This is a genomic window from Pseudomonas maioricensis (assembly GCF_022790535.1).
Classification (GTDB): domain Bacteria; phylum Pseudomonadota; class Gammaproteobacteria; order Pseudomonadales; family Pseudomonadaceae; genus Aquipseudomonas; species Aquipseudomonas maioricensis.
The window spans coordinates 1-14,123 of the sequence record NZ_LOHG01000033.1 but is presented as its reverse complement, the minus strand read 5'-3'; the positions used below and the strand labels follow the sequence as shown (position 1 = coordinate 14,123).

Below are 14,123 nucleotides of genomic sequence, written 5' to 3'. Positions count from 1 at the left end.
CGGGCGGGCATCTCGAGCCTAGGCGAGGGACCGAGTGGTGGGGCAAGAGCGTTTTGCTTACTTTTGCGCTCTATCAAAAGTGAGGCGCTGTAAAAGCGCAACCAATATCAGCCATCACCGCTTCAACGGATATGTACACAAGAACAGCTACAGGAACGATGTCTCACTCACCACCCGGATCCGCTGGCACCTCACCGTCCTGACTGGTATCAATGCTGACCACCACCGACATCCCCGGTCGCAAACGCTTCGCCAACGGCTGGCCGGGTTCGACAATGATCCGCACCGGAATCCGCTGGGAAATCTTCACAAAGTTGCCGGTAGCATTATCAGCAGGCAGCAGGCTGAACTCCGAGCCGGTAGCAGGTGAAATACGCTGCACGCGGCCGTGCATTTTCTCATGACCCAGCGCGTCAACGGTAAAGGTGACCGGCTGGCCGAGGCGCACATTGACCATCTGCGTTTCTTTCATGTTGGCGACGACCCAAAGCCGGTCGGGTACCAGAGCCATCAACTGCGCGCCGGAATTGACGTACGCACCTAGGCGCACGCCAATCTGCCCTAACTGGCCGTCACGTGGAGCCAGAATTCGAGTGTTGCTCAGGTCAATGCGGGCCAACTCGATGGCCGCTTCGGCGTTGGCCACTGATGCCTCCAGCGAGCCACGGTTGATGATCACGGTTTGCAAGTCTTCTTTGGCGATATCCAGTGCCGCCCGCGCTTCGGCGACGGCGGCAGTAGCCTGGGCATCGGCGGCGCGGCTGACGTCCAGTTCGCTTTTCGAAACAGATCCATCGGTGACCAGCGCCTGGTTGCGACGCAGGTCCGCTGCCGCCTTGCGCCCTTGGGCGATCGTATTTTCCAGCGCGGCCTTGCGCTGTGCGATGGTCGCTTCAGCACTGCGTCGTTGTTGCAGATTGTTGGCCAGTGAGGCTTTCTGAATGCCCAGTTGCGCCAGTGACTGGTCGAGGTGCTGGCGGTAAATGCGGTCGTCCAGGCGCACCAGCAGATCGCCCGCCTTGACGAACTGGAAGTCCTGCACAGGCACTTCATACACGTAGCCACTCAACTGAGGACCAATAATCGTCGTTTGGCCTCTTACCAGCGCATTTTCCGTACTTTCTATAGGGCTGCTGAACGGAGGTAGTTGCCACGCGTAGAGCACAATCAGAATGCCGACCAGCGCCACGCTGGCAAAAATAATCGAAGAGATGATGCGCGTCCGGGACGAGCGCGGCTCACTACTGGCAGGGGCGGCGGCTGGCGCCGGGGGCGGTCCAGAGGACGCGGGTTGTTCAGGGGCCGGATTAGGCCCGGCGGTTGACGAGGCGGGAGGCGTGGTCGGTTCATTCATGAAGGTTGGGCGCCGCTGGAGGTTACGGGAGTGGATGTTGCTGCTTTCGGCGTGCTCGCCATCAGCGGTCTGGTGGTCATTTTCAGCCAGGTCACACGAATGGAAATCCAGACCATGGTCAGGACTGCGATCAGTGCAATCAACATGAATACGTCGTTGTAAGCCAGAATATTGGCTTCCCGGGTGGCCGTAGTGGCGATGGCGCGTATCCCCTGGTTAGTCCGTGACGATGGGTCGGCGATGGCAGAGGCGTAGCTAGCGCTGGAACTCTGCAAACGGGCCTGAACCTGAGGATTTATCAACGTCAGGTGCTCGACTAAAACGCTTGAATGAAATTTTTCCCGCACGATCTGGAACGTGCCGAACACTGCCGAGCCAATCAGCCCGCCAAGGTTCTGGGTAATACCAAACAAGACTGAAAAACTGACCATGTTGCGTGGGTTGGCGATCACGCTGCTGATGCCCAGCACCAGCGTCGGGCCGAGAAAGAACGTACCGCCGAAGGCCAGCAGAAACTGGCTCAGGTACATGTTCGATTGTCGGGTTACATTGGTCGAGCCGCTGTCCATCCAGGCGCCGATGGCGATCATCGCAAGGGAAATCAGCAACGGTTTGATCAGGTGCTGCGGGTTGATGGTCCACGCACTGACCGCCAGCCCGGCGACGCTGCCCAGCAACATCACGGCATACAGCGAATGCAGTTGCTCGGAGCCCATGTTCAGGGTTTGCAGGAAGCCTACTGCGCCGATGGATTGCTCCGACAGTACGACTCTGAACAGGATGACCGCCAACCCCAGACGCCAGATCGCACCACTGCCCAGCCAGCGCGTGATCAACAGTGGATTAGTGCGGTTATGTTCAATGGCCAGCCCGGCGCATATGAGCCCGATGGAGGCGGCGGATGCCAGGCCGATCCAGGATTTTTCCAGCCACCATTCGATACGTCCCAGCGACAGCACGGCGCAGAGCAGGGCGAAGCCCGTGGAAAGCAGTCCGAAGGTCAGGAAATCGAGCTTTTCGAACGCCTTGAAACGGTCTCCCGGTGGCAGTTTGAGCATCAGCACGCAACCCAGCGATAGCAGCGCCATGCCCAGCTCGAACAAATAAAGCCCGCGCCACTCGGCAATCTGCAGCAGATCCTCGGACACCAGTCGGGCCATGGGGATCGCCAGTTGCGCCGTCCCCAACCCCAGCACCAACGCTTTCAGGCGCCACTTTTGCGGGAAAGCCTGAATCATGTAATACAGCCCGAGGGTCGACAGTGCCGCACCGACCATTCCATGGGCGGCACGCACCGCGATGGCCGAATTCAGGTCGTTGACGAACAAGTGTGCAAAAGTCACCAGCGCATAAAGTACCAGGAACAGTTCAGTAAAAGTCCGTAAGCCAAACTGCTGACGAAATTTCACCAGCACCAGGTTCATGGAGACGTTGGTCATTACATAGGCTGCGGGAAGCCAGGCGACTTCTGCCGTGGTTGCGCCCAGCGAGCCTTGTAGATAGGGCAGATTGGCGACCACCAGCGCATTACCCAGGCCGCCGGTCAGCGCTACGATGACTCCGACCAGCGCGAATGCCCAGCGCTTTTGGGTGGAGTGCAGCGGCGTGGACGGCGAGCCTGGCATGGTTGGCCGTTCGTGCGGAGCCCAGTCGCGCTGAATGTATTTACTGCTCATGCGTGGGTACTGCCTTGTGGCAAGTCTGCGTTTGTTATCGGGTGCAGCACGTCAGAGCGGGATCTGAATGCAGTCTGTAGGAGCTGCCGAAGGCTGCGAAGGCGGTGTGTCAGGGTTAACGATTTCGCAGCCTTCGGCAGCTCCTGCAGATTCTGTTATAGCAGTATGTCTACTCGCCCCTAAGACCCACTCTTCAGCAGTCCTGTCTCGCCCGCCATCATCACATCGGCCGCATGAATACTCGCTTCGCGATGCTTGAGCATGCCGCCACTGCGACGGTTAAGCACCGCATTGATCTCCGCCAGAATCGACAACGCAACGCTTGCCGGTGTATCGCCACCCAGATCCAGGCCTACCGGGTAGTGCAGCGTTGTGAAAGCGGGCAGTTGACGAGTCTCGCTGCTCATCTCGTCCAGCAAACGCTCGGTTCTGCTACGCGGCCCCAGTTGGCCGATGTAACGTGGCTGCTGGGCGAGCACCTGCCCCAGCCAGTGGCGATCCTGAGTGTAGCTGTGGGTCATCACCACCACCGCAGCGTCGTCGATCAGTGCTTGCATCCCGGCGAAAGGCTGCAAGGGCAGGGCGCTGACTTGATCCGCATCGGGAAAACGTTCGGGGCGTGCGAAGTGTGTGCGCGCATCGATCACCGTCGTGTGCCAACCCTGCAAGTGCGCCATGTTGACCAGCGGCACCGCATCATGACCCGCACCGAATATGACTAGACGGCGAGGTGCGGGGACGTATTCGAGCAGGACTTGAATCGGACCTGAATGGCCTTCATAACTGCGAATCGCTGATTTTTCAGCATCCAGCACTGTCTTCAGGTCAGCCGCAATGGTCTGGCCCAAGAGCCGGTCTTGCATCTGCAGCTCGAGCGTACCGTCGGCGTCCAGTGCAACCCGCTCGCCCAGCGCTGTCTGCTGTTCGCTTTCGGAGCCTATGACCGTGGCCAGGGCCGCCGGTCGGCCGCTGGCTTGTACCTGCTTCAGTACCTTGATTGCCAGTGAAGGCGTCTGTGCACTGGCCCGTTCGAAGAGAATATGCACCGTGCCATTGCAGCCCAGCCCGAAACTAAGCTCCGCGTCTTCGAGGTCATCGTCGTCCTCGCCGGTGCTGTACGTGCGGATTACCGGCTTGCCTGAAGCCGTTAGCCACCAGGCCTTCTTGCTCACATCACTTTCCAGGCAGCCGCCGCTGACGGTGCCGGTGGCGCCGCCGAGCTGGGGGATCACCATTCGTGCACCGGGGCGTCGATAAGCCGATCCCTCGACCTTGACCACCGTCGCGATGACCGCGTCCTGCCCGTCGGTATGAGCGAGGGCCAAAGCCTCCAGCAGGCGGGATAGATCATTCATTACAAAACCTCGGAAATCTGTGTGCACAGCATAGAGTGTTCGGATGCAGGGTCGTCGAAAACGTTCCGTATGCAGGCGTTCAAGCCGCAGAAAATACGTGGTTGCGCCGCTCAGTCAAGACATACGAACGCGTTAAATGCTGACTGGCCAAGGCTGGCTACACTGATGGCAACTGGCTCAAGAAACGCCAATGCGAGAGTTGCCGAGTGCAGCGACTGACGGGGGCATCGCTTTCGCAGCCTTCGGCGGCTCTTACCAAACACCCTGCAAGCTCTTGGGTTGAAATGCATTTCTGTAGGAGCTGCCGAAGGCTGCGAAGCATTTATCATGACACACCGCCATCGCAGCCTTCGGCAGCTCCTACAGGGACTCAATTCCGGCAGGCAGTCTGCTAATGGATAACAGGCGGCGAACATGAAAACCCCCGACTACGATCACCCCATCCTTATCACGCCCTGCAAAGGCGTGGTTAGCGTGTTCTTCAGAGACACGCTGCTCGCCCGCAGCGATCACGCGCTAGTGCTCGAAGAAGCCAAATACGCGCCCGTTATATACATACCCCGTTCGGATATACGGATTGAACATTACGTTAGAACCGAATATCAAACCCACTGCCCGTACAAAGGCGATGCCCATTATTTCAGTCTCGATATCCATGGGCTGCGTATCCCGAACGCAGTCTGGAGCTATGAACAGCCTTATCGAGCCGTGGCGCAGCTCAGGAATCACGTGGCGTTCTACCCGGATCGGGTGACGTTCGTGAGTGAGTTGCCGCAGGGCTGAAAGCGCTTTTGGGCAGATGCAGGTGGCCAGTGGACCCATGTCCGTTTTTACCGGTTGCTCATAAATGAAATGCTCGACGCCGCACTCCCTGAACAAACAGGTTGCGGCCACGCCGGAGATTCACACTGATGATCAGCCCCTCACGCGAGCCTCGCCAGATTCCAGCGGCCAACGAACTGCTCAAGCGTTATCAGAACGTACGCAGCCGAACCCGTAATCTTGCCGCCCCTCTGAGCGCAGAAGACATGGTGGTCCAGTCCATGCCGGACGCTAGCCCGGCCAAATGGCACATGGCACACACCACGTGGTTTTTCGAGACCTTCCTGCTCAGCGAAAACATTCCCGGCTACGAGCCTTTCGACCCAGCCTTCGGCTACCTCTTCAACTCTTATTACGAAGCCGTTGGCCCGCGTCATCCCCGCCCGCAACGTGGCCTGATGACACGTCCCGGGGTTGATCAGGTCATGGCTTATCGCGAACATGTCGATCGCCATATGAGCAGCCTGTTGCAACAACCGCTGCCTGCGGCGCTAAACAGCCTGATCGAACTGGGTCTTGCTCATGAAGAACAGCATCAGGAATTGCTGCTGATGGACATTCTTCATCTGTTCAGCACCTCGTCGCTCAAACCGGCTTACGACCTTCAATGGCCCAAAGACAGCGCCGGGCGGCGTGGCCGGTATAAGCCTTTGAAAGGCGGGCTGACCGAGATTGGTCATCAAGGCAGCGACTTTGCTTTTGACAACGAAGGTCCGCGGCACACCACTTATTTGCAGTCCTTTGAAATCAGCGATCGGCTGGTCACCAACGGCGAATGGCTGAAGTTCATTGACGCAGGTGGTTACTGTCAGGCAGGGCTGTGGTTGTCCGAGGGCTGGACCATCGTTCAGGAAAACGGCTGGGACGCGCCCATGTACTGGCAACACGACGACGATCACGGATGGCGTTGCATGACGCTGCGCGGTCTTGAGCCCCTTGATCCGAATGCGCCAGTCACGCACATCAGCTATTACGAAGCCGCGGCCTTTGCGCATTGGGCCGATGCGCGATTGCCCACCGAGGCTGAATGGGAAGCGGCGGCATTGGCAGGGCTGCTGGAGCAAGTGGACGATGTGGCCTGGCAATGGACGCAGAGTGCGTACAGCGCCTATCCCGGCTTTCGCCCTGCGGCCAGCGCGGTCGGGGAGTACAACGGCAAGTTCATGATCAATCAGATGGTCTTGCGCGGCGGGGCCAGCGTGACGTCGCCCAGCCATTCGCGAGCGACGTACCGTAACTTCTTTCATCCGGAGAAACGCTGGGTGGTTTCCGGCTTGCGTCTGGCGCGGGACAGTCGCCAACCCGGTGTGGTTAATCCCCATGACAGCGAGTTCGCCCGTGACGTAATAGCCGGGCTTTCCTCTCCGGTGAAAAACCTGTCACCGAAATACTTCTACGACGCCTCAGGCTCGCAACTGTTCGAAGCCATCTGCGAGACCGCGGAATACTATCCGACTCGCGCGGAGACTCGCCTTCTGACCGACGTGGCAAGCCAAATGGCCGGGCTGATTCCTCAGGGCGCCGCCCTGGTCGAGTTTGGCAGTGGTGCCAGTGACAAGACGTGTTTATTGCTGGACGCTGCACCGCAGATCGCGGTGTATGTGCCCATCGACATCAGCGCCAATGCGTTGAATCGAGCCGCGCATCAGCTCAGCAACAAGTACCCGCATTTGACGGTGGCGCCGCAGGTTGATGATTTTACCCGGGCCTTGAAGTTGCCAAGGGCGGCTGATGGTTTGCCGCGCGTGGGTTTTTTCCCTGGTTCGACCATCGGCAATTTCACCCCTGAGCAGGCGGTTAAATTTCTCCGTGCGGCCCACAGTCTGTTGGGCGAAAACGCACATTTCATTGTCGGGGTCGATCTGGTCAAGGACCCGCAGACGCTGGTCGCGGCTTATGACGATGCTCAAGGCGTGACCGCACGCTTCAATAAAAACCTGCTGACCCGAATCAACCGCGAACTGGACGGCACGTTCAACGTTGATGATTTCGAGCATCTGGCGCTGTGGAACGATCAGGACCTGCGCATGGAAATGCATCTGGTCAGTCGTGTGGAGCAAGTGGCCTCGGTGGCGGGGCATACCTTCCACTTCGGCGTCGGTGAGCGGCTGCATACGGAGAACTCTCACAAGTTCACCGTTGAGTCGTTTACTGCGCTGGCTGCCAGTGCGGGGTGGTCGGTGAGTCAGCATTGGGTTAGCGCCGAGCCTGAGGTGGCGCTGTTTACCCTGCACGCCTAGCGGTATTTGCTTACAGGAAAGCCAGCGCGACGTGCGCTGGCGCTGATCAACAAGGCACCAGACAACAGCAGGCACACCAGCCAGTTGAAGGACTGCACTCCGAAGCTTTGCAGCAGCAAACCGCCAGCCAGCCCGCCACCGGCGATACCCAGATTCCATACGGTAACGATCATCGACTGACTGACATCGGCCGCGGCACCGCCAGTGTTCGCTGATGCCGTCTGAAACAAGGTCGCCGCGCCTCCGAAGGCGGCGCCCCAGACAATCACATACAGATAAATCAACTGGCTGCTTGCACCATTGATGGCCCACGCAAAGGAAGTGAGCAGGAACAGCGCAATGCTGATCAGCACCAGCTCACGCAGCCAGCGATCAATCAGTGCGCCGATCAGCCAGATGCCTCCCAGCGCCGCTACGCCAAAAGCCAGTAACACCCGGTCTATTTCATTAGCCAGGCCCGCAGGTTCCAGCAGCGGCGCAATATAGGTGTAGAGAATGTTGTGGGCCAGGACGAACGTCAGGGTCGTCAGCAAGACTGGACGAATGCCGGGCAGCACGAACACCTGACGGATCGACAGGTGTTGCTGTTGAGTCTGGCCGGGGAAGTCCGCGAGGGTCAAACGGGCCCACAGCACTAATACCAGACTCAGCACGCTCATGATCCCGAACGCCCAGCGCCAGCCGATGGCTGATCCCAATAGTGTCCCGGCAGGTATGCCAATGGAGAGTGCCAGTGGCGTGCCGACCATGGCTACGGCAATAGCGCGACCGCGCAGGTGTTCTGGCACAAGACGACTGGCGTATCCTGCCAGCAGGGACCAGAGCAACCCGGCGAACACCCCGGCAAAGAATCGCGACACCAGAGTCAGTGCATAGTCGCTGGAGAATGCGGTGATGCTGTTGACCACAGCAAAGCCCCCGATGGCGATTAACAGTAATGGCCGTCGACGCCAGTTACGTGTCAAAGCGGTCAACGGGATGGCCGCCAGCAGCGAACCCAGCGCATAAACCGTAATCAACTGGCCCACCAGAGTGGGCGATACCTGCAGATCACTGCTCATCAACGGCAACAGACCGGCAGGCAAGGCCTCGGTAAGAATGGTCAGAAAACCTGCCATGGCCAGAGCCAGCAACGCCGTCCATGGCAGTCGGTCAGTGTGTGATCTATCAGTGAAACCCAGCGTTTTTTCAGTCATGGCAATCAGCCCGGAAGTCAGAGGCAGGCAGATTAGTGGGCTGTGCTTAAAGGAAAAACAGGCTAAGGTTCCGCATATAGCGGACAAGTATGTCCGTAATTGGTGATTAGTATGCCCCAGTCCGAACTACCGGCGTCGCCGGATGGAGCGCGATTTGTGGGAGCGAATTTATTCGCGAATGGGGCAGTCCTCGATAATATCCGTGCCTGACACACCTCTTTCGCGAATAAATTCGCTCCCACACAGTCTGCACAGGGTGTCTTCCGGCAGGTTGCAACGTCGCTGTTGAGGGGCGCGCCAGAAAGTTATCTCAGTTCAGGTAGTTGTTTTAATGGGAGCAAAATCTGGACAGCCTCAGCAGTATCGGAATCTTTGTACAGGTCGCGCAAACCCGCAGCTTCACGGCTGCGGCCCGCACGCTTGAAGTCTCCTCCTCGGCGGTCGGCAAAAGCATTGCGCGCCTGGAACAGCGTCTTGGCGTCCGCCTGTTTCATCGCAGTACGCGCAGCATCACCCTGACGGCAGAGGGGGCACTGTTTCTGGAGCGCTGTCGGCGGATATTGGGCGAGGTCGAAGCGGCGGAGCTGGAGTTGTCGCACCTGACTGCCGAGCCTCGTGGCAAGCTGCGCATCAGCGTGCCGTTGCTGGACGGTTTAATGATGCCGACACTGGCGAGTTTCATGCGCCGCTACCCGGACATCGAGCTGGATATCGACCTGTCGGATCGCATGGTGGACATCATTGAGGAAGGCTTCGACGCTGTGATTCGCACCGGCACGTTGCAGGATTCGCGGCTGACGTCCCGGCGCCTCGGGGATTTTCGTCTGATGCTGGTCGCCTCGCCGGCATACCTGCAGACCTACGGCGTGCCTTTACGACCCGCCGATCTGGGAGGGCATATCGGCCTGCTGCACAAATTTCCGGCTACCGGGAAAATCGAGCCCTGGCCGTTGCGAAGTGTTGATGGCTCGGATACTCCGAGCCTGAAGAAAGCCGCGATTTGCACCACCACCCAATCCCTGTATTACCTGGCCAGAGAGGGGATGGGCATCGCCTACCTGGCGGATTTCGTCGTCAATGACGCGTTGCAGAGCGGCGAGCTGCAGGTTGTGCTGGAAGACTTCACGGTCGGTCACGGCACCCTCTGGATGCTCTGGCCCGCCAGTCAGCATGCATCGCCGAAGCTGCGGGCCTTGATCGATTTTCTCAAAGAGCACTTATTGCCTGTGGGTGGCCATCAGAAAATCTGAATGAACACCCAGTACAACGATCCCGATAACAGGATCGCCGCTGGCAAGGTCAACACCCAGGCCATGGCCAGATTACGCAGTGTCCGTAGTTGCAGGCCCGAGCCGTTGGCGACCATGGAACCGGCCACACCGGATGACAACACATGGGTGGTCGATACCGGCAAGCCATACATGTCCGCTGCGCCGATGGTCATCATTGCCACCACTTCCGCGGAGGCGCCCTGGGCATAGGTCATGTGGGTCTTGCCGATCTTTTCGCCGACCGTTACCACGATCCGTCGCCAGCCCACCAGCGTGCCCAGCCCCAGCGCGATGGCTACCGCAATCTTGACCCACGTCGGAATAAACCGCGTGGCGCTGTCGATCTGATCCTTGAACAGTTTGAGTTTGTCCTGAGTGTCAGCGTCGAAATTACCGACCTTGTTTTTCTCCATGAGGCGGATGGTTTCCGAGGTCAGGTACATGTCGTTACGCACGTTAGCGACCGCTTCGGCGGGGACTTTGGACAGCGAGCCATAACCTTTGACCTGAATGCCGATCTTGCCCGCCATCACCGCCAGGGCTGGAATCAGTTCAGGGGTTTCCTGTTTGCTGACCAGGTACTGTGAAAGTGTCTGGCGTGGATCAGCCGGTGCGGGCAATGGCGCGTTGCGGGTCAGCGCCTGTTGAGTGACTTCGGCTACGGCGGCAAATTGAATGGACTGATCGGCGGGCATGGTGCGGTTCAACGCGTAAGCCATCGGCAAGGTGCCGACCAGAATCAGCATGATCAAGCCCATGCCTTTTTGCCCGTCGTTCGAGCCGTGCGCGAAGGAGACGCCGGTGCAGGTCACGATCAGCATGCCGCGAATCCACCATGGCGGTGGCGAGTTGCCTTCTGGCGCTTTATAGAGTGCGCGGTTCTTGATGAATGCGCGCATCGCCAGCAGTAATAACGCGGCACAACCGAAGCCCACCAAGGGTGAAAGCAGTAGCGAGTAACCAATTTTGGTCGCTTGTGACCAATCCACACCGCTGGTGCCATCGCGACCGTGCATCAAGGCATTGGCAATGCCGACGCCGATGATCGAGCCAATCAGCGTGTGAGAAGAGGAGGCGGGGAGGCCCAGCCACCATGTACCAAGGTTCCAGATAATCGCGGCAATCAACAACGCGAAGATCATCGCAAACCCTGCGCCGGAGCCGACCTGCAGGATCAGTTCAACCGGCAGCAAGGCGATGATGCCGAACGCGACTGCACCGCTGGAAAACAGCACGCCAAGAAAGTTGAAGAGTCCCGACCAGGCCACAGCAAAACCTGGCGGCAAAGAGTGGGTGTAAATCACCGTAGCAACAGCGTTGGCGGTGTCGTGGAAACCGTTGACGAACTCGAACCCCAAAGCGATCAGCAACGCCACGCCCAATAATAGAAACGGCGTCCAGGTGGTCACCACGGTGCCCATGTCGTCCACGTCTTGCTTGAGGCTATAGGCGGTGAACAGCAAACCCGTGGCAAGAATGGCGAAGAAAATCACCATTGTCAGGGTGCTGGGTTTGCGGTGCAGTTGGGGTTTTGAGGCGCTGGCGTGTTCGAAGGAGTCCGGGGCTAACGTGCTGGTTGCCATGGTGCTTGATCCTGTTGAAGAATGGATTTGCCCATGTTCATTACAAAATGTTACCGAGATGCTACACAAGTCAATGAACTTGGGCTTAGTCAATGTTTTCGGATGATCGGCATGCACCAACAGCTGTCTTGATTTGGAATGCAGTCCCCTGTGGGAGCCGGGCTTGCCCGCGATAAACGATAACGCGGTGTGTCTTCACATCGCGTCTCATGTATCGCGGGCAAGCCCGGCTCCCACGGGAGATCGCGTTTCATTTAAAGAATGCATGGACCTGCCGAGCCTCAGCCCCGGTTTTTGCTCATCGTACTGAACCCTTTCTTCGATTTACTGCCTCATTCCTCATCATTTAACTCACTGGCGGGCACTTCCCATGCGTACTCTCGAATTAGCGGATAAACAGGTTCCGGTTATCGGCCAGGGTACCTGGCATATGGGGGAGCGACAGGAACTGCGTTCGGCTGAGATTCGCGCCCTGTGTCAGGGCATCGAACTGGGGATGAACCTGATCGATACCGCAGAAATGTACGCTGACGGTACCGCCGAACAAATCGTCGGCGAGGCCATTGCCGGGCAGCGCGATAAAGTCTTCGTGGTGAGCAAGGTTTATCCGCATAACGCCAGTCGACAAGGCATCCCGGCGGCCTGCGAACGCAGCCTCAAGCGAATGAAGACCGACTACATCGATCTTTACCTGCTGCACTGGCCGGGTTCTTATCCTCTGGAGGAAACCGTCGAGGCGTTCGAGCGTCTGCGTGAAGAAGGCAAGATCGGCCGTTGGGGCGTATCGAACTTCGACGTGCCCGACATGCTGGAGCTGGGCAATTCTGCCTGCGCGACCAATCAGGTGCTGTACAACCCGGAAGATCGCGCCATCGAGTTTGACCTGTTGCCCTGGGCGCATGCCAACAACCTGCCCATCATGGCTTACTGCCCGATTGGTCAGGGCCAGGCGGGGAACCTCCTGCACCATCCGGCGTTGCACGAGATCGCTTTGCGTCACAATGCGACGGCGGCGCAGATCAGCCTCGCGTGGGTATTGCGTCAGAGCAACATGATCGCGATCCCCAAGGCGGTCACTCCCAAGCACATCGAACTCAACGCCGCGGCGGCTGAGTTGGTCCTGACCGCACAAGACCTCGCGGACCTGGACAGAGCCTGGCCGGTACCGACCCGCAAGATGCCGTTGGCGATGGTTTGACGGACTGACGTCAGCGCAGCCGAGCGGCTTCTATCAAGCGAAAATGTATCTACCGGAATGATTTTCTGTAGGAGCTCACGAGCACCGCGAGGCAGCGATGGCGTCTTGTCTGATACACCGCTATCGCTGCCTCGCGGTGCTCGTGAGCTCCTACAGGTCCTGATGGTTGCTACGCAACAACTCAAAACCGCAACAAATCTGCAACAACAGCTTGCCATGATGCGCACTTCGTCCCTTTGCCATGGACCCGGCGCATCACGGCCAGCGAGCATTCATGAACCAAAGCATCGTGCAGAACCACCAGGATTCAGATCTGTTCGGCCTGCTTTACGGTTTCAGTTTCAAGCCTGGAGAAAGCGGCAGGGAAATCGGTTCTGCTGCTGCACTGCACTGTCTGGATTCCAGCCAGGACAGTGAAGAGTTCATCTGGCTGCATCTGAATCTGGCCCATGCGGCCTGTGAGCGCTGGATGAAAACCCATCTGCGCCTGCCGGACGAGTTCTTCGAAGCCCTGCACGAAGGCTCCCGCTCTACCCGTATCGAACATGTGGATTCCGCGCTGCTGGCGGTAGTCAACGATGTGGTCTTCGACTTCAACATGTTGTCGACTGACATTTCCACGTTGTGGGTCTGCACTCATCGCAATCTGCTGATAACAGCCCGGCTGCATCCTTTGCGTTCGGTGGACAAGCTGCGTTCTTCGGTCAAGCGTGGCGAGCGCTTTCGTTCGCCCCTTGAGCTGTTGGTGCATCTGCTGCGGGACCAGGGCGAAGTGCTGACGCAGTTTCTGCGCAAGACCAGCTTGAGTGTCGACAAGATCGAAGATCAGTTGCTTTCCCAGCGGCTGAGCAACAACCGCTCGGAACTGGGTGCCATGCGCCGGGTGTTGGTGCGCTTGCAACGTCTGTTGGCGCTGGAACCTGGTTCGCTGATGCGCCTGCTGCATCGTCCGCCCGACTGGTTGCTGGAGGCGGATGTTCAGGAGTTGCGTCAGTCCACTGAGGAGTCGGCGCTGGTGATCAGTGATCTGGTGGCCTTGGGGGAGCGGATCAAGTTACTGCAGGAGGAGATCGCCGCGAACCTTAACGAGCAGAGCAGCCGCACGTTGTTTACGTTGACGGTGGTGACTGTGCTGGCGCTGCCGATCAACATCGTTGCGGGTTTCTTCGGGATGAACGTTGGCGGTATTCCGCTGGCGAGCGATCCGGAGGGGTTCTGGGTGTTGGTGGCGTTGGTGGCGACGTTTACGTTGATTGCGGGGCGGTGGGCGTTTCGCAAGAATCGGGATCAGGGGTAGGTTTGTGCGCTTTCGCGCGTTAGGTGGTTTTGAGTGCATATCCGTTATTGGCGTAATGGCGGATATTGGTTGCGCTTTTACAGCGCGTCACTTTTGGGGCCCAAAAGTAACCAAAAGGCTTTTACCCCACC

At 58.4% G+C, this 14,123-nt stretch carries 10 protein-coding genes; 5 read left to right on the top strand and 5 right to left on the bottom strand.

Annotation, left to right across the window (positions count from 1 at the left end):
- Positions 1–163: 163 nt before the first annotated feature.
- From AUC61_RS25985 to AUC61_RS25975, 3 genes are all read right to left on the bottom strand, one after another.
- A complete protein-coding gene (locus AUC61_RS25985) occupies positions 164–1,354 on the bottom strand; it encodes an HlyD family secretion protein (RefSeq protein ID WP_243249121.1) in 1,191 nt (396 codons plus the stop codon).
- Positions 1,351–3,030 carry an MFS transporter gene (locus tag AUC61_RS25980; RefSeq protein WP_243249120.1) on the bottom strand — a complete coding sequence of 560 codons (1,680 nt, stop codon included), beginning with the start codon at positions 3,028–3,030 and terminating at the stop codon, positions 1,351–1,353. Before AUC61_RS25980 ends, AUC61_RS25985 begins: the two co-directional genes overlap by 4 nt.
- Before the next feature lie 179 nt (positions 3,031–3,209).
- A complete protein-coding gene (locus tag AUC61_RS25975; protein ID WP_243249119.1) occupies positions 3,210–4,385 on the bottom strand; it encodes an XdhC family protein in 1,176 nt (391 codons plus the stop codon).
- Between the two features lie 414 nt (positions 4,386–4,799).
- Between AUC61_RS25975 and AUC61_RS25970 the strand changes: the two genes are divergently transcribed.
- Together AUC61_RS25970 and egtB are read left to right on the top strand one after the other, a co-directional pair.
- Positions 4,800–5,168 (top strand): DUF427 domain-containing protein, encoded by a 369-nt coding sequence (locus tag AUC61_RS25970; protein ID WP_243249118.1) that lies wholly within the window; start codon positions 4,800–4,802, stop codon positions 5,166–5,168.
- 128 nt (positions 5,169–5,296) lie between these two features.
- On the top strand, positions 5,297–7,447 hold the full coding sequence (gene egtB / locus AUC61_RS25965) for an ergothioneine biosynthesis protein EgtB (RefSeq protein ID WP_243249117.1): 2,151 nt from the start codon (positions 5,297–5,299) through the stop codon (positions 7,445–7,447).
- Here the strand turns inward: egtB and AUC61_RS25960 are convergent.
- Complete coding sequence (locus tag AUC61_RS25960; protein ID WP_243249116.1) at positions 7,444–8,643, bottom strand: MFS transporter; 1,200 nt, start codon at positions 8,641–8,643, stop codon at positions 7,444–7,446. The two genes, egtB and AUC61_RS25960, sit on opposite strands and share 4 nt — an antisense overlap.
- Before the next feature lie 344 nt (positions 8,644–8,987).
- On the opposite strand from AUC61_RS25960, the gene AUC61_RS25955 reads away from it, so the two are divergent.
- Positions 8,988–9,893, top strand: a complete 906-nt coding sequence (locus tag AUC61_RS25955; RefSeq protein ID WP_243249135.1) for a LysR family transcriptional regulator — start codon at positions 8,988–8,990, stop codon at positions 9,891–9,893.
- On the opposite strand, the gene AUC61_RS25950 is transcribed toward AUC61_RS25955, so the two are convergent.
- A complete protein-coding gene (locus AUC61_RS25950; RefSeq protein ID WP_243249115.1) occupies positions 9,881–11,497 on the bottom strand; it encodes an inorganic phosphate transporter in 1,617 nt (538 codons plus the stop codon). The genes AUC61_RS25955 and AUC61_RS25950 overlap by 13 nt on opposite strands.
- Before the next feature lie 370 nt (positions 11,498–11,867).
- On the opposite strand from AUC61_RS25950, the gene AUC61_RS25945 reads away from it, so the two are divergent.
- Together AUC61_RS25945 and AUC61_RS25940 are read left to right on the top strand one after the other, a co-directional pair.
- Positions 11,868–12,695 (top strand): aldo/keto reductase, encoded by an 828-nt coding sequence (locus AUC61_RS25945; RefSeq protein WP_243249114.1) that lies wholly within the window; start codon positions 11,868–11,870, stop codon positions 12,693–12,695.
- Positions 12,696–12,969: 274 nt separating this feature from the next.
- The gene (locus AUC61_RS25940; protein WP_243249113.1) at positions 12,970–13,992 is read left to right on the top strand and encodes a transporter; all 1,023 of its coding nucleotides are present in this window, start codon (positions 12,970–12,972) and stop codon (positions 13,990–13,992) included.
- Positions 13,993–14,123 lie beyond the last annotated feature (131 nt).